19 protein-coding genes are annotated in these 21,939 nt (G+C 56.0%); 3 read left to right on the top strand and 16 right to left on the bottom strand.

Annotation, left to right across the window (positions count from 1 at the left end; genetic code table 11):
* Positions 1-59: 59 nt before the first annotated feature.
* From PSR63_RS02775 to rpmF, 13 genes are all read right to left on the bottom strand, one after another.
* Positions 60-1,001 carry a hypothetical protein gene (locus PSR63_RS02775; RefSeq protein WP_274330545.1) on the bottom strand — a complete coding sequence of 314 codons (942 nt, stop codon included), beginning with the start codon at positions 999-1,001 and terminating at the stop codon, positions 60-62.
* A gap of 64 nt (positions 1,002-1,065) precedes the next feature.
* Positions 1,066-1,491 carry a 30S ribosome-binding factor RbfA gene (rbfA, locus tag PSR63_RS02770; protein WP_274330543.1) on the bottom strand — a complete coding sequence of 142 codons (426 nt, stop codon included), beginning with the start codon at positions 1,489-1,491 and terminating at the stop codon, positions 1,066-1,068.
* Positions 1,492-1,531: 40 nt separating this feature from the next.
* Positions 1,532-4,456, bottom strand: coding sequence for a translation initiation factor IF-2 (gene infB / locus PSR63_RS02765; protein ID WP_274330541.1), 2,925 nt, complete (start codon positions 4,454-4,456; stop codon positions 1,532-1,534).
* Positions 4,457-4,716: 260 nt separating this feature from the next.
* Positions 4,717-5,931 carry a transcription termination factor NusA gene (gene nusA, locus PSR63_RS02760; protein ID WP_274330524.1) on the bottom strand — a complete coding sequence of 405 codons (1,215 nt, stop codon included), beginning with the start codon at positions 5,929-5,931 and terminating at the stop codon, positions 4,717-4,719.
* A gap of 123 nt (positions 5,932-6,054) precedes the next feature.
* Positions 6,055-7,266, bottom strand: a complete 1,212-nt coding sequence (locus tag PSR63_RS02755; RefSeq protein ID WP_274330522.1) for an ABC transporter ATP-binding protein — start codon at positions 7,264-7,266, stop codon at positions 6,055-6,057.
* Between the two features lie 182 nt (positions 7,267-7,448).
* Complete coding sequence (locus tag PSR63_RS02750) at positions 7,449-8,759, bottom strand: beta-ketoacyl-[acyl-carrier-protein] synthase family protein (protein WP_274330521.1); 1,311 nt, start codon at positions 8,757-8,759, stop codon at positions 7,449-7,451.
* Between the two features lie 299 nt (positions 8,760-9,058).
* The gene (locus PSR63_RS02745; protein WP_274330520.1) at positions 9,059-10,321 is read right to left on the bottom strand and encodes a hypothetical protein; all 1,263 of its coding nucleotides are present in this window, start codon (positions 10,319-10,321) and stop codon (positions 9,059-9,061) included.
* Between the two features lie 153 nt (positions 10,322-10,474).
* Positions 10,475-11,362: a hypothetical protein gene (locus PSR63_RS02740; RefSeq protein WP_274330519.1), complete on the bottom strand. Its 888-nt coding sequence runs from the start codon at positions 11,360-11,362 to the stop codon at positions 10,475-10,477.
* A gap of 130 nt (positions 11,363-11,492) precedes the next feature.
* Positions 11,493-12,734, bottom strand: a complete 1,242-nt coding sequence (gene fabF / locus PSR63_RS02735) for a beta-ketoacyl-ACP synthase II (RefSeq protein ID WP_274330517.1) — start codon at positions 12,732-12,734, stop codon at positions 11,493-11,495.
* Positions 12,735-12,782: 48 nt separating this feature from the next.
* Positions 12,783-13,043, bottom strand: a complete 261-nt coding sequence (acpP, locus tag PSR63_RS02730; RefSeq protein ID WP_199188718.1) for an acyl carrier protein — start codon at positions 13,041-13,043, stop codon at positions 12,783-12,785.
* Positions 13,044-13,234: 191 nt separating this feature from the next.
* Entirely contained in the window at positions 13,235-13,993 is a 759-nt protein-coding gene (gene fabG, locus PSR63_RS02725; protein ID WP_274330513.1) for a 3-oxoacyl-[acyl-carrier-protein] reductase, read from the bottom strand.
* Between the two features lie 54 nt (positions 13,994-14,047).
* Positions 14,048-14,956, bottom strand: coding sequence for an ACP S-malonyltransferase (fabD, locus tag PSR63_RS02720; RefSeq protein ID WP_274330511.1), 909 nt, complete (start codon positions 14,954-14,956; stop codon positions 14,048-14,050).
* 131 nt (positions 14,957-15,087) lie between these two features.
* A complete protein-coding gene (gene rpmF, locus PSR63_RS02715; RefSeq protein WP_274330509.1) occupies positions 15,088-15,294 on the bottom strand; it encodes a 50S ribosomal protein L32 in 207 nt (68 codons plus the stop codon).
* Between the two features lie 318 nt (positions 15,295-15,612).
* On the opposite strand from rpmF, the gene PSR63_RS02710 reads away from it, so the two are divergent.
* Positions 15,613-15,969: a hypothetical protein gene (locus PSR63_RS02710; protein WP_274330507.1), complete on the top strand. Its 357-nt coding sequence runs from the start codon at positions 15,613-15,615 to the stop codon at positions 15,967-15,969.
* Between the two features lie 139 nt (positions 15,970-16,108).
* Here PSR63_RS02710 and PSR63_RS02705 read toward each other — a convergent pair whose 3' ends face one another.
* A complete protein-coding gene (locus PSR63_RS02705; RefSeq protein WP_274330505.1) occupies positions 16,109-16,567 on the bottom strand; it encodes a ferritin-like domain-containing protein in 459 nt (152 codons plus the stop codon).
* 476 nt (positions 16,568-17,043) lie between these two features.
* Between PSR63_RS02705 and PSR63_RS02700 the strand changes: the two genes are divergently transcribed.
* A complete protein-coding gene (locus tag PSR63_RS02700) occupies positions 17,044-18,432 on the top strand; it encodes a c-type cytochrome domain-containing protein (RefSeq protein WP_274330504.1) in 1,389 nt (462 codons plus the stop codon).
* 10 nt (positions 18,433-18,442) lie between these two features.
* Here the strand turns inward: PSR63_RS02700 and PSR63_RS02695 are convergent, their stop codons facing one another.
* On the bottom strand, positions 18,443-19,552 hold the full coding sequence (locus PSR63_RS02695; protein ID WP_274330502.1) for a tetratricopeptide repeat protein: 1,110 nt from the start codon (positions 19,550-19,552) through the stop codon (positions 18,443-18,445).
* A 173-nt stretch (positions 19,553-19,725) separates the two neighbouring features.
* Complete coding sequence (locus PSR63_RS02690) at positions 19,726-20,652, bottom strand: AraC family transcriptional regulator (protein ID WP_274330500.1); 927 nt, start codon at positions 20,650-20,652, stop codon at positions 19,726-19,728.
* A 219-nt stretch (positions 20,653-20,871) separates the two neighbouring features.
* Between PSR63_RS02690 and PSR63_RS02685 the strand changes: the two genes are divergently transcribed.
* Positions 20,872-21,933, top strand: a complete 1,062-nt coding sequence (locus PSR63_RS02685) for an NAD(P)-dependent alcohol dehydrogenase (protein ID WP_274330499.1) — start codon at positions 20,872-20,874, stop codon at positions 21,931-21,933.
* The last annotated feature ends 6 nt before the right edge of the window (positions 21,934-21,939 follow it).

Genomic DNA, 21,939 nt, shown 5'->3' with positions numbered 1-21,939 from the left:
CCTGGACGGGGAAAATGGTCCAAGATGAAACCCGTCACTCCGCCGGGTAGAGGAGCGTTCTATTTAGGCTTCTTTTTGGTAATTCGAGTCGATGTCTTCTTGGTAGTCGTCTTCTTTGTGGTCGACTTGGTTGTGGTCGACTTGGTTGTCTTCTTCTTAGCCGGCTCGGCTTTGGCGGTCTTCTTCGTGGCGGTTTTCTTGGTGGTCGTTTTGGCGGCCTTGGTAGGAGCAGCCTTCTTGGTGGTGGTCTTTTTGGTCGCTGCCTTCTTCTTCGGAGCTGCTTCGGACTTCGCTGTTTCTTCCTTGGCAGGTGCCGGCTCTTCGCTTACGCGTTTGGGGAAACGCGACTTGGCATCAGGAGAGATTTCCAGGAGCAGGTCGCGAATCTTCTTCGAGAAAGGAGCGTTCTGGAAATCAACGGCCAGTTCGTGGACCATGTCCGAGAACTCAACCCCCTTGGTCTTGGGGATGGCTCGTTCCATGCCGGGGATGGCTTGCTTCTCGAGTTCCTTATCGGTGATCGCACCCAGGACAAACATCAGGTTCAAAAGAGCCCGATCGACAGGGATCGAGTGACCACCGAGCCCGTGCTGAGTGACGTATCCCACGACAAACGGTGTGGCGCCATATTTTTCGATACTGGCAACGGCCTTGCCCTGGTTGCCCTTCTTCAGGCCTTCCAGATCGTAGGTGTAGATGGCCTCGAAAATGTTCTGCAGCAGGGTCTTCACACGCGAGGCGGCATTTTCCGGCAGTGGATGCTTGGCAAACATCTCCGCCAGTTCGGGAACGCTCGTGACACGAACTTCGTTCCAGTCGAAGTATTCGTTTTGGAGCGTGCCGTAGCATTCCTCAGCAACTTTGTGGGGTGCATTTTCCAGAATGGCGGAAAATACAAGTTGCTCGAGGATCGACCGCTTGTCAGGACCGGCGGTCGTGTAATGCTTTTTGACGATCTTGTGGCAAGCGGTGAAGACGTTTGCTCGGTTTGCTGCGGCCATGGCGTTGTGTGAAGTCTCTTGGTTGTAATGGGCGGGATGATAGGCAAACGGATTCGCGGGACAGCTACGAAGACTCCTGCGAGTCTTCGTCTTCCGGTTCCCAGTCTTCGTCTGCCATTTCCTCATCCGAGACATCCTCGTCTTCCGACGGCGGCAGAACTTCCTTCAGAATGCGGCTGACTTCCAGTGCCTGCTTCACGCCCTTGTCGATCTCGAATTCGAGCTTGGGAATGTAGCGGGTGTCGATACGGTCCTTGATGCACGACTGCAGGAAACCGGCCGAGCGGCGGAGACCATTGAGGCAGAGTTGCTGCTTCTTTTCATCTCCCATGATGGAAACGTGGACCTTGGCACTGCGCATGTCGCCCGCCACTTCCACTTTGGTAACCGTCACGTCTTTGACGCGCGGGTCGCGCAGCTGCGTCAGGATTGCCATGCTGACAACTTCCCGAATCGCAGATGCGGCTTTCAATGTTCGACGAGACGACATAGGTCCTTTCCCCGATAGTTAGGGGCATCAAGAGGGGTGTTTAGCTGTCCAGGGTTCGAGCGAATTCCTCGACCTTGAAAGCTTCGAGAATGTCCCCTTCCTTGATGTCGTTGAAGCCCGAGAGCTTGATACCGCACTCGTAACCTTCGCGGACTTCCTTGGCATCGTCCTTTTCTCGCTTGAGCGAATCCAACGGATAGTCGCCGATACCACGTCCGTCGCGGTTGACCCGGATACGGCAACCACGTTCGATGATGCCACCCAAAACGCGGCAACCGGCGATGGTACCGATACGGCTGATCGAGAACGTTCGCTGAACCAGAGCACGGCCTAGTTCCGTCACGCGGGATTCAGGCTTGAGCTGACCTTCGAGCAGCAGTTTGATGTCTTCGGTCACCTTGTAGATGATGTCGTAACGGCGAATTTCGACGCCGCGGTCATCTGCCAGGCTACGGGCTGCTTCGTCCGGAATGACATTGAACGCCACGATGACGGCATCCGAAGCGGAAGCCAGCGTCACGTCGGCGACGGTCACACCACCCACGGTCGCCTGCATCACGCGGACTTTGACTTCAGGGTGATCGAGCTTGTCGAGTTCTTTCTGAATCGCCTCGATCGAACCACGTGTGTCGGCTCGCAAGATGATGTTCAGATAGACAATACCCGCTTCGTCGCCGGCCAGGTTGCCGGACTGCAGACGTTCCTGGAAGTCCTCGAACGAAACCTTGACCGTATGACCACCGAGCTTATCGGCACGGCTGCGATCGGATCGCATTTCGGCGATCTCACGAGCATCGGCGATGTCATCCAACACGTAGAACTTCTCGCCTGCGGCCGGAGCTTCATCGAAACCGGTGACATTGACTGGCGTCGAAGGTGGAGCTTCGTCGAGACGCTTGCGAGGATCGAGCGTGTCGTACATTGCCTTGACGCGGCCAAAGGTACTACCACAGACGACGACGTCGCCCACTTTCAGCGTACCGTTATTCACGATCACCTTGGCCAACACACCACGGTCCGACTCTTGTTCGGCTTCCAAACAGACACCGACGGCGTCGCGGCTGGGGTTAGCTTTGTATTCGTGGATTTCGGAGGTCAGCAAGATGGTTTCCAGCAGCGTGTCGACCCCTTCGCCGGTGATGGCACTGGTCTTCACGACTTCCACGTCACCACCCCATTCAGCCGGCAACAGGCCATGCTGCGACAACTGCTGAAGTGCCTTTTCGGGGTTGGCACCAGGGACGTCCATCTTGTTGAGTGCCACGATGATCGGCACTTCGGCCGCCTTGGCGTGGCTGATGGCTTCTTCCGTTTGCGGCATCACACCGTCGTCGGCGGCCACAATCAGCACGGCAATGTCGGTGACGTTGGCACCACGAGCACGCATTTCGGTAAACGCTTCGTGACCCGGCGTATCGACGAAGGAGATCTTCTTGTCTCCCTTGTCGACGATGTAGGCTCGAATGTGCTGGGTGATACCGCCAGCTTCGCCGCTGACGACGTCCAGGCCGATGATCTTGTCCAAGAGCGACGTTTTACCGTGGTCGACGTGACCCAGGAACGTAACCACGGGAGGACGTTCGACCAAGTCGTTCTCGTCGTCGACCTGATCCTCGATCTGCGAGATGAGGGTGTCTTCGATCGACTCCGGTTCTTTGATCTTGAGATCCACGCCATGTTCGGCGGCGATCAGTTCGGCGGTTTCGGCATCAAGCGTGGCGTTGATGGTAACCATCTGGCCAAACGACATGAGCGTACGCTGAACAACCTGGGCTGGCAGCCCGGTCACTTCCGAGAACTCACGCAGCGTGCACGGCAGTTCCAACGCGACATCGGTTTTACGCGGTGCGGCGGTCGAGACCTTAGGGCCTGATTTTTCTCGACGCGGTCGATGACGGCGACCGCGTGTGTCGTCCCCATCTCCCATTTCAGTCGAGATCGACTTGGAACGCTTACGGCCTTGAGTACGAGCGTCGCGGCTGCCGGCCATGCCAGCCATACCGGTCGACTTGCCCTTTTTGCCACCACGTCCCTTGGCTGGTGCGTCACCATCTTCGCGAACTTCTGTTGCTTCGTCGAAGTCGGCCGAGGACTTGCGATCCTTCGACTTGCGCTTCTTTTCGTGCAGCTTGGTGAATTCTTCGAGCGGTGCTTTCTGTCCCTTCTTGGCGCCTTTGATGGCTTCCTTGGGCAGCTGCATGATCGGCTTTTGCGCGGCCGGCTCTTTGGTTTCGGTGGGCTGCTTAGGTGCCGGTGCGCTGGGCATCTTGGCGATCTTAACAACCGGCGTAACCTTCTTCGGCTTCGGCTTCGGCTTGTCGCGTTCGTCTTCCTTCTTCGGACCACTACCGCCACCGCCGCCAAGGGTGCGAACCTTACGCTGCGAGCCAATCGCGATGTAGTCGCCGCGGCGAATACTACGGACAGGAGCACCTTGATCCGAGTCATCTTGAGGCTTGGCCTCTTCTCGATCTTCGGCCTGGCCAGTGCCCGCATCCGCAGCCGGCTTTTCAGCAACGACTTCTTCCTGGGCGGGAGCGCCTTCGGACTCGGGTGTTTGAGTTTCGCTCGGCGCGGTGGTTGTTTCCGCCGGCTCTTCGTACGCGACGGCTCCGCTTTCGTCCGCTACTTCCTCTTCGTAGGACGCTTGCGATTCGTCCTCCTTAGGACGCATCTTGTTGCCCAGAGGGCCACCGATGGTGCGGATTCGCGATGGTTTCGACGGCTGTACCGGGCGTTCAGGACGCATCGGTTCGTCGGCTGTTCCACGGCTTTGCGAGCCGCGGCTACCTCCGTCGCTGCCGGAGTCTTTGTTTAGAAATGCCTTGACTTTGACCAGTTCGTCATCGTCCAGGCTGGCAAGTGCAGACCCTTTCCCGGTAACGCCTGCACGATTGCAGATGTCGACGAGTTGCTTGCTATCTACCTGCAGTTCTTTAGCTAACGCGTAAATTCGTATGGGCACTTTGGCCTTCCTGCTGAGTTTACTTGGGGCGACGCGGAGGTTGATTACCTCACGAGACACCTGTTACCGGGACCCATCATCCTACGTCCCGCCAATTATTTTGCCAACCACGAGCCAACTTGCTAATCGTTACAATCGCAACTTGGCGAATCCGGCAGCCCGCACACGAGTGCAGCCATTTGCCCGATTCGTTTCGTTAGTTGGAACTCATCGGGAAAGGCCTCGCTGCCGAGGGGATACGATTTGGGGGCTCCGCTCAATCATTGCGCGGAGCCATCTTTAAGCTTCTCATCGCGAATACGACGACGCTCGGCTTCCATGGCCTTTTCGGCCTCTTCTGCCTTGAGTTCGGCGACATCGCGAATCTGTTCCACTTGTTCTTCGGTGAACTCGCCCATTTCCATCATGGCGTCGGTTTCAATGACCGAGAGGTCGTCGTAGGAAAGGAACCCTTCCCCCACGAGTTGCTCGGCCACTTCATCGGTGATGCCTTCGATAGAGCTGAAGCCAGTCACGGCGCGTTCGATCTGCTCTTCGAGTTCTTCGCGGAGCATGATCTCGATGTCCCACCCGCACAGCTTGCTGGCCAGGCGGACGTTTTGCCCTCGGCGACCGATGGCCAGAGAAAGCTGATCCTCGCGAACCAAAACGATGGCACGACCCATCATCTGGCACAGGATTACTTCTTCGACCTCGGCAGGCTGAAGGGCATTGGTGATCAGTTCTTGCGGATTTTCGCTCCAACGAACGATATCGATACGTTCGCCGGCAAGTTCATCCACGATGTTCTTGATGCGGTTACCACGAACACCCACGCAGGCACCGACACAGTCGACGCGCTGGTCGGAGCTATCGACGGCGACCTTACTGCGGTAGCCGGGCTCACGACTGATGTTGCGGATTTCGATCACGTTTTCGGTGATTTCCGGGATTTCCTGTTCGAACAGGCGTTCCACGAACTTCTTATTAGTGCGGCTGAGAACCACTTTGACGCGGCTGCCCTGCTTGCGCACTTCGAATACGACCGCACGCACGCGGTCATTTGCATGGAACGATTCGCCAGGAATTTGTTCGCTACGCGGCAAAATCGACTCGACGTTATCCAGGGTGACGATCGTCGCGCCCCCTTCACTGCGGTGGACGACACCGTTGACCATTTGGCCAATCAGTTCGTCGTATTCTTCGTGCAGCGCGTCGCGTTCGGCTTCGCGGATCTTCTGAATGATGACTTGCTTGGCGGTTTGCGCACCGATACGACCCACGGTTTCTTCCGGGTCCATCGGAACTCCATCGATGTGTCCGCTGATGGATCCATCTTTCCGATCGATATTGATCACGACCTCGGCGTCTTCGGAGTGGTACTTGCGCGAAGCCGATACCAATGCCGATTCGATCGCCTGGAAGACGATTTCCTTGTCGATCTTTTTGTCCCGGTGAATCGCGTCAACGATTCGCAAGACTTCAGACGGATTCATGAGTCCTTCACTTTCAACGATGGGTGCTGCCTGGGATGCACCTGGCGGGTGAGCCATACGGTTGCAGCCTGGGCAGGCTTACTTGCGGCAATTCACCGCGGATATCCAAATTGTAAGTCGATCTCAGTCTTGCCCGGTGGGCGAAAGACGAAGACCTGTTGCTACGTCAAACCAATGCAGCGACGCGGCTCGAAAAGCCATCGGCACGGGTCGAGCTTCCAGGTTGCCGTTTAACACGGCACCGTTAGCTTTGGCGGTGATACGAGGCATCTCATCACTGCCAGTTTCATCACCAGGAAGACGAATATGGACGTAGCCCGTGTCTCCCAGCGATTCGACCAGTTCGACCTGTCCGTGACCTGCCTGGGGGCAGTCGGCAGAAGACTCCTCGATTAAAAGGATATCTTCCGGGCGAACTCCGAGGACTATTCTCCTCGAACTGCTTGGCTTGATCTCAGGACGCTGGTTCGGCCCGACTTCCAATTTCACGCCGGAAGCGTGGAAGTGGAATTGGCCATTCTCTTCGACCAGCTCTCCCTCGAGCAAGTTCATGCCAGGAGTTCCCAAAAAGCTGGCAACGAACCGATTAGCAGGTTTATGATAAACCTGACTCGGCGAACCGACTTGCTGGAGAACTCCTTGGTCCATCACCGCGATCCGATCTCCGAGCGTCATCGCTTCGACCTGATCATGGGTGACATATATCATCGTCGCACCGAGGCGACGGTGAAGTTCTTTTAATTCTCGCCGCATCTCCACGCGAAGTTTCGCATCGAGATTCGACAAAGGCTCATCAAACAAAAAGGCAGCCGGTTGTCGCACAATTGCGCGTCCTAGGGCTACCCGTTGACGCTCCCCGCCCGAAAGCTCTCGCGGGTAGCGATCCAGCAGCTTGCCGATTCCCAATGTGCCGGCCACTTGGTCGACCTTGGTAGGAATCTGCTTGTACTGCTCTTCACGCTCTACCGCGCTCTGGGCATCTTTCAAGCGTCGCCACAGTCGAGAAACAAAGTTCCCCCCGTAACGAAGCTGAAGACCGAACGACATGTTCCGCCGCACCGTCATGTGGGGATACAACGCATAGTTTTGAAAAACCATCGCGATGTCCCGATCTTTCGGCGAGACGTGGGTGACGTTTCGGTCCCCGATTGTGATATCGCCGCTGGAAACATCCTCGAGGCCAGCGATCATCCGCAACGTGGTCGTCTTTCCACAACCACTGGGACCCACCAGCACCAGGAATTCTTGGTCGGCGACCTCTAAATCCAGCTCGCTAACAGCAGCGACCGTGTCGGAAAATCGTTTACTAACTTGATTTAGAACGACTTTCGCCATGGTTGCTTGCTGCCGCTATGTTTTTCGCTCGCTTACCAAACGGAAAACGGCTCTCAAAATGAAAGCCGTCCTACATGCTGAACTTAGTGGCAGTCACAATCCCGTTAAGATATCGGTTACCCCCGCGAGTGTCAACCAACTACAGCGCCAGACAGGCGTTTCCGCCAATCCGCTGTAATCGATCAAACTCCGCGAATCGCGATTGCTGAAGCCTGCCCTTGAGGGCTGAAATTCAGACTCACGAATACCCCATTCGAGGTGATCTCTTGGGGCTCTGCCGATAGCTTGAGTTGGCATTTGGGGTCTGGGGTCGAGTATCCCAGGGTGCCGGGTAGGGACTTTTTCTGCTGGGAGAGCAGACTACCAATCACTTCTATGACGCCACAACCGGCCCCGAGGTTACCAAAGTAGCTTTTCATGGCAACAACAGGGACCTCTTGGGCTTTGTCGCCCAGGAACCGCGTGAGCCCTGCGGCTTCATCCCAGTCTGATTGTTGGCTACCCAGGCCGTGGGCGTTGATGTGCTGAATATCCCCAGGCTTGATGCCCGCATCGCTGCAAGCGACCGACATGGCGTTGTGGATCGCGGTGGCACGGTCAGGCGTTCGATCGGCATTCCAGCCGGTGCAAATCGATTGGCCGATAACTTCACCCAGAATCTTGGCTCCGCGTGCCTCGGCGTGTTCCAGCGACTCAAGGACAAGAGCCCCAGCCCCTTCACCGATGATCATTCCCTTGCGATTCAGATCAAACGGGAGGCATTTGCCGGCCGATTCGTCGGTCCCTTTAGCAATCGGATCTTGCAGGTACGAATGGCAAGTACGGGTTTCGTGCACGCGGGTTCCGGTGGAACCGGCGATAATCAAGTCGGCATGTCCGCGAGCGATGGTCATCATCGCTTCGCCCAGGGCCGCTCCAGCCGAGGCTTCCCGCAGCGTGATCGAGTTATTCGGGCCACGCATGTCGTTGAAAATAGCGACATGGCTGGCCGGCATGTTGGGTAGGTATTTGAGCAGCCACAGCGGCGTGACTTCCGGCAGGCCTTTCTCGGCCCACTGCTCGAACTCGAATTCATTCGAGTCGTTGACGCAGGCAGCGGTTGCTTTGTCGAACTCTTCCGGGATGGTCATCATGTAGTCGGAACCAAAGATGACACCCGATCGTTCTGGATCGTAGGAGCCCGCTGCCAAGCCGCTATTCTGCAAAGAACGTTGTGCGGCGGCGACACCCATCTGGATCTCGCGGCACATGACCTTCAGGTTTTTACGGATCGATCGCGTCTGGTTTTTGTCGACCTCACCAAAGTCGGCGATGTTACCCGTGAAGTCGAGTGCTTCGCCGGCATAGGGCGAAGGTAGCGCATCGGCTGGCAAGCTCTCGATCTTGCGGATCCCGGAGGTGCCCGCTTCCAAAGCTGCAGCGAAGGTGTCCAGATCCATCCCTAGGGGGCTGATCTGACCCATACCAGTAATGACGACTCGTCTCGATTGCATTCGTACGCCTATCGACACCGGGCAAACTAGGTTGTGCCTAGGGTGTTGGGGATTCTTAATGGTGACCCAAAATTTTAGGCCACCGAAGCGGCACTGTCGATGGGAGCCAGCTACTGCTGCTTCGCCGACGAAGGAAGTCCAAATGCCGTAACCGCAATTGGATCGCTCGAATCAGAACCGCAAGCATCTTCCTATTTAGACGCGCGGAAAGACTCCATTAGGCCAGTATTCTTAAGAAATCGGAATCTGGCGGCGGAGTCTTCACGCCGATTGGCAGAACCCCGCCTTTTAAGGGGTCTTTAATAGCGGCCCCGGCTATCCACTGCGTTGGGCTGAGCCGTGGGAACTGGGGCGCCAGCACCCGTTTTGGCGTCTCCCTTGAATTCCACGAACATGAGGCCATCGGCACGTGGTGGGCCGGTGGGGATCAAGCTGGGGAGACTTGGCAGTTGGGCGGCGGAAGCCATGCCGGCCTGGGGCCGAGCAACGACGCCGCAACTGATCAGCAAGACTTGATCCGATGGCCAGCGAAAACGCTCGTGCAGTCGCCAGCTGACCATTTGCGGGATTTGGATATCAACGGCCTGTCGCTGGACGCCAGCGGTGGGGACATCGACGTCGACGGTGACAAACTTTTCGACCTGGTCGACACTGCACTTCAGGACGGCATCGATCATGCGATCGTCCGGAGTAAGCAGCGGGCTGACTTCCATCGAGAAGCCTTCCTCGATCTGGTCGGTTTGCAGTTCGTAGCCTGGGAAGGTCTGCGTTGCGCGAACACCGCGGACGAACGAACGAGGCTGAAGCATCGAGATCGTGCTCGACTGGCCATTGTGAACCAGCAGGTCAGCCGCGTGGTGTTCGCGGAAGTCACTTCGCTGGCGGAGTTCATTCAGCAGAACGGCAGCGTTTTCCTTGCTCATCAGCCAAGCTTCGATACCAGGCGTTTTCACTGAAACGGGCTGCATCATGCGGTAAGCCAAGCGGCGCCAGTTGGGACTTTTCACGGTAACCAGGCGAACGCCGAGTTTTTTGACTTCGGCCTGACTGTCGACGAATTTGGTAACCACTTCGGTCACGACTTCCTGCATTTCAGGCGTGTGGTAGACACGAAGTGTGCTCTTGTTAGCGGAAAGCATGCCGAGGGGATCGCCGAACCAGACGTCGGTACCTGTTTCGCGCAGGATCCAGTCAATGATGGCTTGTTCTGGCTTGGCCGTCGTGGTGACGCGACTGGTGTACGGTGTGAGATCGTAATCGCGCCAGACCTGGCCGGCACTGTTGGGAAGCTCTTTCAGGCCCGAGGTCACCTTCAACAGGCTGCCAGACTTCGAGACGTTTTCAGCCTGACGGGTTGGCGGATCGCTGGCGTAGGCTGCCGGCTGTACCGGGTTAGCTGTACTGCTGGGAACGGCGGCACCTGGGTTTCGCCACTGAAGCGACGAATCGGCTCCGGACGCGGTGGAACCACTGATCGGCATCGGCCGCGGTTCCGATTGAGCGTTTGCCACGTGGGTGGTCAATGCAACCAAAAGAATGCTGAAAAGAGTGCCACGTGCCATGATTCGTTCCTCCATGATCCGACGCCAATCTGGTCTCGCCGATTCCACTGTTGGCTGAGACGCTCCGTCGAAAGTTGCCGGAGTATAGGAACCGCTTAGAAGTGCCACAAGGCGAATCGACCGATCGAGCCAAAACCGATCGAGAATCGGTCGCTAGAGAAGTTTGTCCAGCCAGTCGTCATCGTTGTTCTTCGATGGTTTCTCCGTGGGAGACGGGCTGCTAGCGTGCTGTGGTGAGCTGGCTGATGCACTTTGCGGTGTGGTCTTAGAGGGTTTCGCAGGCTCGTCTGAGAAGAGATCGATATCGTCGGTATCGTACTCATCGTCGGGAAGCGATATTCGTTCAAGCGAAGCCGAGGCGGTCGAGTGTGACTCGCCAATAGGCTTGGCGATCGCCTCGCTCACTCCCCTGCCCCGCCCTGGATTGCGAGCGACTTTAGCCCGCTGTTGCATGCGTTCTCGCTGAAGTCGTTCTTCTCGTTTGGGGTCATTCAGTGCACCCAATCTTTGCATGAGCACGAACCAGCCAAAGGCCAGGCCGGCAGCGAGCATGAGCCCGACAATCGTTCCCCCGAGAACGCCAAAGAGAATTCTCCCTACGACAACGAATACGAAACCCAAAAAGGCCGCACATAGGCCCGATGCGATTAACAGGTCTCTGGGGGTCGCCAGTTCGTGAAGCTGTTCCTCGAGCCACTTTTCCATCTTGGTTTTAGGCTCGGAGTCCTTCGCGAGGGCTTCTTCGGTGAGATCCTCGAAGTAGGCCTCGAGTTTGAGATGCCAGCCGCAGCCTTTGCAGAGATACTGCTCGGCAGGAATGACCTTGCCGCACTTAGGGCAGTCGGTGGGCTGAGGTCGCTGGTCTTCGTAGACTTTGGTTTCGTAGCTTGGTTCGATAACGGGGGCTAGATCGTCATCGTCACTCTTGGGACGAAGGACTTTGGTGATGCTCAAGCATTTTGGGCAGCGGACCGTCTGCCCAATCAGACGCTCTTCGGCGTTGATGCCGACACCGCAGCAGGGACAGGTAATGCGAATCATGCTCGCGTAGTTCTCGGTAACGAAATCAAACGTTCCCCGCGATTGGCCAGAAACGGGGTTCCTAATTACCGATCATTCCCCAAAGCGAGGAAAAACGCAAGGATTTCCACCGAATGAAGACGCGCTGAGATTACTCGGCGTACTCTTTAGCGATGACACACGCGTTGTGCCCACCGAAACCGAAGCTGTTGCTCATTGCATAGCTGACCTTGCGGTCCTTGGCTTCGTTTGGCGTGTAATCGAGATCACAAGCAGGGTCTGGCTTATCCAGGTTAATGGTCGGCGGAATGATGCCTTCCCGGATGGCCTTGATGCACGCGATCAGCTCGATACCGCCACTGGCACCCAGCGAGTGACCCAGCGAGCTCTTCGTGCTGGAGACCGCCAGTTTATAGGCGTGGTCGCCATAGACTGTCTTGATAGCGATTGTTTCGGCCTTATCGCCTGGGGGCGTGCTTGTACCGTGAGCGTTGATGTAGTCGATCTTTTCAGGTGCGAGCTGGGCATCATTCAATGCATTTTGCATTGCTCGAGCAGCCCCGCGGCCTTCTGGATCCGGTGAGGTGATGTGACCGCCGTCACCGCTGCAGCCAAAGCCGACCAGTTCGGCCAGGATGTTCGCGCCGCGAGCCTTGGCGTGTTCGAGTTCTTCCAGAACCACAACGCCTGCACCTTCGGCCATGACGAAACCGTCACGATCGAGATCAAATGGGCGGCTGGCCTTTTCCGGGGCGTCGTTGCGGAACGAGAGGGCCTTCATGTTCGAGAAGGCGCTGATTCCCATTGGCGTGATACCCGCTTCGGTACCACCGGAAATCATGACGTCCGCTTCGTCGTATTGAATCGCTTTCAGTGCGTCGCCCAAGGCGTTGGTTGCACTGGCACATGCGGTGGCCACGGTGTAGTTGGGACCACGCATTCCGTAGCGGATGGAAATGTTACCACCCGCGGCATTGAGCATCAGGCGAGGAATCGTCATCGGCGAGACGCGATCAGCACCTTTGGTCAGGAGCTTCTCGGTTTGCTCTTCGATGGTGGCGATGCCGCCCACGCCAGATCCCAGAATCACGCCGCAGCGGTAGGAATCTTCTTGCGAGAAATCGAGGCCGGACTGAGTGACGGCGTCGATTCCCGCGACCATTCCAAATTGAGAGAAACGGTCCAGACGTTTCTGTTCTTTCGAGTCGATGTACTCGTCCGGTGCCCAGTCATGAACGTCGGCGGCGAACTTCACCTTGAACCGGGAATGATCCAGGATTTTGATTTCGTGGATACCAGTCTCGCCTGCGATCAACTTCGACCAAAACTGATCCAGTTGGCAGCTCAGCGAGGAGACAATCCCCATTCCGGTAACGACAACGCGACGCTTCATGATTCTATGAACGCTAGGAGTACAAGCGGGAAAGAAGAAATCAGCCGATTAGGAGTTCTTGGCTTCTTCCAAGTAATCGATCGCTTGACCGACCGTTTCAATCTTATCCGCAGAATCTTCTGGAATGTCGATATCAAATTCTTCTTCCAGTTCCATGACCAGCTCGACCATGTCCAGCGAGTCGGCACCCAGATCGTTCACGAACGAACTGTCGCGGGAAACCTTTTCTTTATCAACACCCAGTTGGCTAGCAACGATCTCAATTACACGCTCTTCAACCGACACGACGTGTCCTCCGTTTTGGGGCAAGCGACCGAAAGCTCGGTCGTCTATGGTGACTTAAGTTGGTTTTTTATGAAGTTTCAAGCTCAACAAGATAGATGACCCAAGTAAAACGGGTCAAGGTGGAGACCACCCTATCCATCTTAATTTTCAGGAAACACGCTCTTAGATAAAATCTGGTATCTAAGTCAATGTCACTAAGGCGTTTCCAATAAGTGCTAGCCGGTCATGCCGCCGTCGACGGTCAGAACCTGGCCGGTGACGTAGGCAGCGTGATCGCTGGCAAGGAAAAGGACCGCGTCCGCGATCTCTTCCGGCTTGCCCATCCGCTTAGCTGGAATACGTTTCTTGACTTCGTCTTCGACCGCTGGGCCCAAGGCCTTGGTCATGTCGGATTCGATAAAGCCTGGGCAAATGGCGTTGATCGTCACCTTGCGGCCGGCCAGTTCGCGGCTCAGGCTGCGGGTGAAGCCAATCATACCGGCTTTCGAGGCCGAATAGTTCGTCTGGCCAGGGTTGCCCATGATGCCGGAGACGCTGCTGATGTTGATGATACGGCCAAATCGGGCACGCATCATGTACTTCGAGGCGGCTCGGCTGAACAGGAACATGCCTCGCAGGTTCGTATTGATGACCGTATCCCATTCTTCGTCGGTCATACGAGGAAGCAAGTTGTCGCGGGTAACGCCGGCATTGTTTACCAGAATATCGATCTTTTCCCAGTCTTCGGCAACCTTGTCGATTAGCTGTTCGACGCTTTCTCGCGAAGTTACGTCGCATGGGAAGGCTTCCGCTTCGCCACCGGCTTCCTTGATAGCCGCGACCGTCTCGGCCAGCTTTTCAGCGCTTCGGGCGACACAAGCGACCTTAGCGCCACGCTTGCCCAAGCCAATGGCGATTTGCTGACCAATCCCTTGCGAGGCTCCAGTCACGATGGCCGTCTTGCCAGTCAAATCAACGGGAAGTGCGTCACTCATGGGGAAATTGCCTAATCTGTTGAATTCAAAAGAGTTAGTGGGGCGCTAAGTGGCTCAGGCTTCTACGCCGGTGAACGCAACTTTGCGATTGATTCGCTTCATCAGGCCGCGAAGCACCTTGCCCGCACCGATTTCGTAAAACTCGTCAAAGCCCTGATCTAAGAGGTAACGCATCGACTGTTCCCAGCGAACCTGGGAGCAGACTTGTTGCTGCAGGAGCGAGCGAATCTCTTCCACGTTGTCATGCGGTTGAGCATCGACGTTGGAAATAACCGGGATTTTAGGGCTCTTGAGCGTGACATTTGCCAGCGCCGCAGTCAGTTTGTCGACCGCAGGCCGCATGATTTCCGTGTGAAACGCTCCGGCGACGGCCAGAGGAATGACCTTCATCGCACCGCTTTTGTCGGCGATTTCCGCAGCTCGCTCACAGGCTTCGTTGGTACCGGAGACGACAATGTTGCCTGGACAAAGCAGGTTCGCGATTTGAAGAATGCCGTCACCGCGGGCTTCGTCGCAGATCTTCTCGACAGCGTCTGGCTCGAGTCCCAGGATGCTGACCATGCCGCTAGGCACGGCGTCGGAGGCGGCTTGCATTGCTTCGCCTCGCACCTGAACGACTTTCAGGGCGTCTTCAAACTCCATCACGCCGGCGAAGACCATGGCCGTGTACTCACCCAGGCTCAGTCCAGCGGTGGCTTCCGCAGAAAGAAGGACGTCTGGGGATTCGTCACGCAGTTTGGCCAGGGCCGCAATGCTCGTGACGAACAGGGCCGGCTGGCTATGAACGGTTGAGTCGAGCTTCTCGCTGGGGCCTTCAAAGCAGACCTCGGCCAAGTTGTAGCCGAGGATCTCGTTGGCTCGGTCGAAATATTCTTTCGCGGCCGGCAGCGACTCGTAGAGGGATTTCCCCATTCCAACGGTTTGCGCGCCTTGTCCCGGGAATAGAAATGCGATCTTGCTCATCGCAGGGGGCCCTTCTCTCGATCAAGCTTCGAAGTCGACAGACCGCTGGCGGAGGTCTACACCGGCGGATGAAATCATCCGTGGGTGCATTGTCCCAGCGGTCTTGTGCCCTTGGAAGCCCAGGGGGGTGCTTATTCGGCGACTTCGCTTGAAGGCATAACGTTTCGGCCCTGGTAGTGACCACATTCGGGGCACACCACGTGGGTCGGAACGGCCACGCGAACACGACGTTCGTGCAAGCAATTAGGGCAGAGAGTCAACTCGCGGGCCTTCAGGCCATCGTGAGCGCGACGCATGCCGGTACGGGAATTCGACTGTTTTCTCTTTGGTACTGCCATGACCGTGTTTCCAACGAGGGGGTGGCAAGGTGTAAGTCGCTTGCCTGCCTCAATTTAGTGCCCTGATAACCGCGGTCGATGATGTCGAACCCGGGGCCGGTGGGGCGAACGTCCGATGAAAGCCTCAAATAGATGAGGCACAATATGCAGGTGGAAACGCGAAATGATACTGGCATTCCGCAGAACCGTCAATAAGCCCCACTAATTACTGTATTTGGGATTTTTGTTATTGACGCATGAAAGCAATCGCCCCAGAATAGGCATGTACTGAGACTTGATATCAACTTCACCCAAGCCGATAGCACTCTCGCCTAATATATGTCCTACCTCAAAGAACATGTGGTCGAAACGATCTCGACCGGAGACCGCGACCGCACGCTCGTCGTAAATTGCACGGATCGCGAAGGTTGCGCCTTTGTCGAAATCCGCCAGCAAAGCTTCGGCGGTCAGCGTGTGGGCTGGTTTACCCAGTCCAGCGTTCAAGTTTCGCCAGAATCGCTTGCCGCACTACGAACTGCCTTGGGTATCGCAAGTGCTTTGCCTGACATGGTTTCCGCGAAACGTGAGCGAGTTACTCTGAAAGCTACTCGCCCGGCAGACGAAGCCATCGTGTCAGGGCGAATCAATCCGTCGTCTGCTCCATCGCTGCGAGTCTGGCACGCGGAGTCCGCATAGAAATGCATTGTTGCGGTAAGTGCCTTGGTTTCGCCTAGGTGCGACCTGGGGTACTGCCTGGGTGTTACCACAACAACACTGGTGTAATCAGCGACCCTTTGAACGTCTGTTTTAAAGGGTCGTTTGTTTTCTTGCCGGACTAGCCAGCCTTTGACGCACTGCCACCCTTGGCTTGCGCGGCGACGGTCGGGTCCTTCAGGATCATCGTGAATTCGTCGACGCCTTCCTGTTCTTCCAGCAGGATTTCTTCCAGCAGAACGACCAGCGGGCGATTCTTACCGTCGACCATCGACAGGACTTCCTGATAGAGCTGGACGGCCTTCGATTCGAATTCCAACCCGTTGGTCAGCATTTCGTACAGGTCGTCGGTTTGCTTGACCTGGTTACGCTCGATGGTCGGAACACCGCCGAGAGCGGAAATCTTCTGGCCGATGATCTTGGCGTGACCAAACGATTCCTTGGCGGCTTCCAGGAACATTTCGCTGTAAACTTCGCGCCACAGTCCGCTGACAACGAAGCCGGCCTGCGAGTACTGAGCGACTCCGGTCCATTCGTGCTTCAAAATTTCATTCAACTTGTCAATTACGGCCTGATCCATGGTGGTGTCCTTTCATTCTGGCTGAAGAGCGATCAAAGTCGCTCGTGGGTGTTGCGTCATCACCGCAGGGAGTCCAACGATCTTTTTAAGATCTACGGTGCAAATCGCGAGCCTGAACGATACTTTGGCGGTGGCTACATCATCGTGTGCAGTCTCAATTTCTTCCCGAATGGTATCACTCGTATCGACAAAATCTAGAGGGAAGTAACCCTATGCGTGGTCTCCACTTGCATTTTTACTCAAAAGATAGTCGCTCTCAACAAGGGGCTTTGTTGAGACCAGCGTTGTGGTGAGTCGGTCTCAATAAGGGCGGTATCGTGATCCGAGATAGTCCAGCGACCGTTTCGCTGAATCAGCGGTCATGTACTTTCGATGCTCCGAAACCCAAACCTATCACCGGGGTTCGATTGGTTGGGCCCAGGTCCGCTCGATTGCCAAAGTCTTTACCCACGAAGACCCTAGCTAAAGCCGATACGATGCGACTCCTCTTCTCTCTCATCTTGCTTGTTGTTTCTGCTCCGATGCTTCATGCCGAGCAGCCTGTCTCCGATGCTGAGCTCCGTGCTTCGATTCAGAAAGCGTTGCCGCTGGTGGAAAAGGCCACGAAGGTCGCTTTCCAGGAGCGGGCTTGTTACACGTGCCACAATGGGGGCGTTACCACGGTAGCGATCGAGGCCGCGCGGCTGCATGGGTTTGAAGTCGACCGGCAGATCGTGCTCGATCAGATGGAGCGGGCCCAGACGAATCTCACGCGGGCCATTCGGCGAGTAGGGGTTGGCGGGCGGACGCCGGGTCAGGCCGACGGCATTGGCTGGCAGTTGATGACGCTGTCGGCTGGTGATTGGCCGGCTGATGAAGCGACGAGCCTCGCTGTCGAGCACTTGGTGCTGGTTGACCATGAAAGTGATCATTGGGCCTGGAGGGGACGTCCTCGTCCACCAACGGTTGCTAGTCCCTTCACCACCACGTGGGCGGTTGTCCGCGGTATTCTCGATTACACCACGCCAGATACGGAACTAGGTGTTGCCGTCCGCGTGACCGAAGCGAGAGACTGGCTCATCAAGACACCTAGCCGCGATACCGAAGAAAGTGTGTCGAAGCTGCGTACGCTGAAGCTGGTTGAAGCCGAAGAGTCGATCATGCGTGATGAAGCCGAGAAGTTGCTGGATTGGCAGCAGGATGATGGCGGTTGGGCGCAGCTTCCCGAGCAGCCAAGCGATGCCTATGCCACCAGTACCGCGCTGATTGCTTTGCTTGAATCGGAACAACTTGACCGCGAGGCCCCTGCCCTGCAGGCCGGGCTGCGGTTTCTGTTGGACACGCAGCTGGAAGATGGATCGTGGCACGTGAAGAAGCGGGCCCCATTCGTTCAGCCCCACTTCGAGACCTCGTTTCCACACGACAAAGATCAGTTCATCTCAGCCGTTGCGACTGCCTGGTCCGTCTATGCTATGGCCCAGTTACTGCCAGGTGTTGCTGAGCGAGCGACCGATCAAGAAAAATCGCTAGCGATGAAGAGCGAGGATACGAAACAGGCCGAGCTTGAGTTCACGCCTGAGCAGCTCGCCTTCTTTACTGACAAAGTGGAGCCCATCCTGCAGCGGAAATGTTATCGCTGTCATACAAATACGAAAGAGCCGAAGGGAGATCTCGCGCTAAACACTCGTGAGGAGATCCTAATCGGTGGTTATGGAGGCCCAGGTGCGGTGCCAGGGAAACCAGACGAGAGCATGGTCTTCAAGTCGCTCAACGCACCGCCGGATTCACTCGTTCCACAAATGCCTCCGCGTGGCGGCAAGCTTCCGCAAGAGGAAATCGAGTTGATCAAGAAGTGGATCGAAATGGGTGTGCCTCATAGCAAGTAATCGATCCAGCTTAGGAATCTTCATCTAAATAAGGTTTCCCCTCGTTAAATGCGGATCGCATGGCATTGCGAGTCTCTGGATCGGTATCAGGGTTGAGTTCGATTGCCTGGTCCAGGTACTCGATCGCCTTTTTGAAATCGCCTTCAGTGGCATGCGCAGCGCTAAGAGTATCGATGTAGGAATCGTTTTTCCAGTTCGTCAATTCACAGGCCTTCGTCGCGTGGCGGATGGCCAACTCGCCATCGCGATGCTCGGAACTGGGGCAGGTTGCCAAGAGCCAAGCAAGTTCGTTGTAGCCGTCCGCTGTATTGGGATCGAGGCGAATACTCTCGTTGTAATCCTTGATTGCCCGATCGTACTCGCGTTTGTCGCTCCAGGCATAGCCTCGGTTGACGTAGGCCAGGCTCAGTTTCGGCTCAAGGCGGATGGCCTCGTTGTAATCTTCGATTTCCTTGTCGTATTCGCCTTTGCTGTGCCATGCTATCCCGCGGTTGCAGTAGGCTTGGCTCATTTTCGGGTCCAATTCAATGGCCTCGTTGTAATTCTCGAGTGCCTTATCGAACTCCCCTTTTTCGAGCCAAACATTGCCCCGGTTAAAATAGGCGAGTTTCTCTTTGGGATCGAGTTCGATGGCTTTGCTGTAGTCTTCAATTGCCCGGTCGTGATCCCCTTTGTTGAACAAGGCTGTTCCCCGGTTGTTGTAGGCCAGGCTCATTTTGGGTTCCAGGCGGATAGCCTCGCTGAAGTCGGCGATGGCAGGCTCGATTTCATTCAGGTTGAGCCAAACGTTCCCTCGCTTAATGTAAACCCCTGCGTTTTTCGGATTCTCTTTAACCAATTTCGTGAATTGTTCGATCGCGGCGCGATTCAGCGGGACGACATACTGCTGGTTCAGCCAGCCCTTCTCATCCTCTTTCACCCACAGCCACTTGTCATTAATGGCTTTGACTTGCAGGACGTCGCCAAGTGAGACGCTGCCGACTTCTTCTCCCGAAAGCTGCAACGAGGCATTGGCAGTGACGACAACTTTGTCGCCGACCTTGTAGTCCTGGGCGGCCGATGACCCAACAAGTAGTGCGGTTCCCCAAAGTCCGAGCAGGCAAATTACGAGCGACTTCATGATTGGTTTTTCCTATTAGCGGCGGGCTAAGTGAACCCGATTGATTTCAATTTCAGTCGAGAAAGACGACTATGGATTACTAGACGCCATGCGTCAGATTTTAACGAAAGCGAGAGCGAATTCACCCCGAAAACAAGTGACATGCGGACGCAGATGACTCCCAGGCACAACCGCTAGTCAGCTACCGCCGTAGCCCGTAGTTCTTCCACATCCCGCATCGGTGGCCTGCCGAAGTGGCGTTTGTATTCTCGGCTGAAGTGGGAAGCATCTTCGTAGCCGACCTGGAATCCGGCTTGTGCGGCGTCGAGACCGTTGTCCAGCATCAATCTCCTGGCTTCTTGTAGGCGAAGCTGTTTTTGAAATTGGATGGGGGTCATTGCCGTGACCGTTTTGAAGTGCACATGAAAGCCGGAGACACTCATGCTGAGGTCTTTGGCGAGGTCTTCGATGCGGATCGGCTGGTCGAAGTTGGCTCGGATGGATTCGATGGCCCGCACCATGCGATGGGCATGACCGCCGAAGCGCGTCAGGTGTCGCATGCGGTCTCCTTGCGCGCTAGTGAGTAGCCGGTAGACGATCTCGCGCATGACCAGCGGCGCCAGGACTTCATACTCGTTCGGCTTTTCTGTCAGGCGCACCAATCGCAACGTGGCATCGAGCAGTTCGGCGTCGAGACTGCTGACATCGACCGCTTTGACGTTGCCGTCACCTTTGCTGGGAACGTGGCCTGATTCGACCATCACGGAGGTGATCACCGAAGGGTCGAGTTGCAGGCGAATGCTGAGATACGGTTGCTCCGAAGACGCCTCGATAATCTGAGCCGAAAGCGGAACGCCCATGGTGGTGATCAAGTAGTTCGCCGGATCGTAGCGAAACGTGGCGTCCCCCATGGTGACCGTCTTGCTTCCCTGGGCAATCACGCACAGCGAAGGCTCGCAAACGGCATGCGTTGGCTGCGTGGGGGCAGTGACTCGATAGAAGAAAAGGCCCGGCTGAACTTCCTGGCTGCCATCGCGAGGCATTCGCTCGGCAATCCGCGAGGAGAGTTCTTGCTGATCGGCCTGCATGCGAGACGACGAGTTGGGGTTGGTATTACTCATAACGTTAACTTAACGCGGGATCAGCGAGTGTTGATCAGAAAAATGAGCTCGTTAGAGAATCTGACAATGACCCTGGAGGATCAACATACCGGGTGACGCATCAATCGCCGTAAAATTTTTTCCGTTCGACACGCAAACCAGGCAAGGCAATTTAATCGGTTTGCACTTTGATTCTATCGGTAAACAAAGTTTCAACCAGAAAAAATAGAGAACAGACTCATGTATCAGACCAAAGCCTATGCCGCCGAAACTGCGACATCTCCCCTCGATTCGGCCACGATTCCTCGTCGCGATCCGACTGAGAAGGACGTACAAATCGAAATCCTTTTCTGTGGCGTGTGTCACTCTGATTTGCACCAGGTTCGTAACGAATGGCAAAGTGTCATGCCTACCGTTTACCCTGTGGTGCCAGGTCACGAGATCGTGGGCCGTGTTACCAAGGTCGGTTCCGGCGTTACCAAGCTGAAGCCAGGCGACTTGGCCGCAGTAGGCTGCCTGGTCGACTCGGACGGAACCTGTCCAGAGTGCAAGGCCGATCGAGAAAACCTCTGCCCCTCCGGCGTGTTCACCTACAATTCGCCTGATAAGCACGGTACGGCTCCGGTTACTTATGGTGGCTACAGCGACAGTATTGTCGTGAACGAACATTTCGCGCTGCGTGTGCCTGAGAACCTCGACCTGGCCGGAACTGCCCCCCTGCTCTGTGCTGGGATTACGACCTATTCTCCGATCAAACGCTACGGGGTAGGGCCTGGGATGAAGGTTGGTATTGTCGGTCTGGGTGGGCTTGGGCACATGGGCGTGAAGTTCGCCCACGCGATGGGAGCTCATACGGTGGTCTTCACCAGATCGCCTGACAAAAAGGAAGATGCCCTGCGATTGGGGGCCGACGAGGTTATCATCTCTCGCAATGAAGATGAAATGCAGAAGCATGCCGGCAGTTTCAACTTCATCCTCGATACGGTCTCGGCCCCGCATGACATCAACGCGCTACTGGGCATGCTCGCCACCGACGGCAACCTGACTTTGGTCGGGGCCAGCGAACAACCGATGGAGGTCTCCGGGTTTTCGCTGCTGTTTGGACGCCGAAGCCTATCTGGATCAATCATTGGCGGCATTGCGGAAACACAGGAAATGCTCGATTACTGTGGTGAGAAGAACATCACGGCGGATGTCGAAGTGATTCCGATTCAGAAGGTCAACGAGGCGTACGAACGTCTTTTGAAATCAGACGTTAAGTATCGTTTTTGCATTGACATGGAATCGCTGAAAACCGCGTAATTTCGG

Source organism: Bremerella sp. P1 (assembly GCF_028748185.1).
Classification (GTDB): domain Bacteria; phylum Planctomycetota; class Planctomycetia; order Pirellulales; family Pirellulaceae; genus Bremerella.
This window is presented reverse-complemented; position numbering and strand designations above follow the sequence as displayed.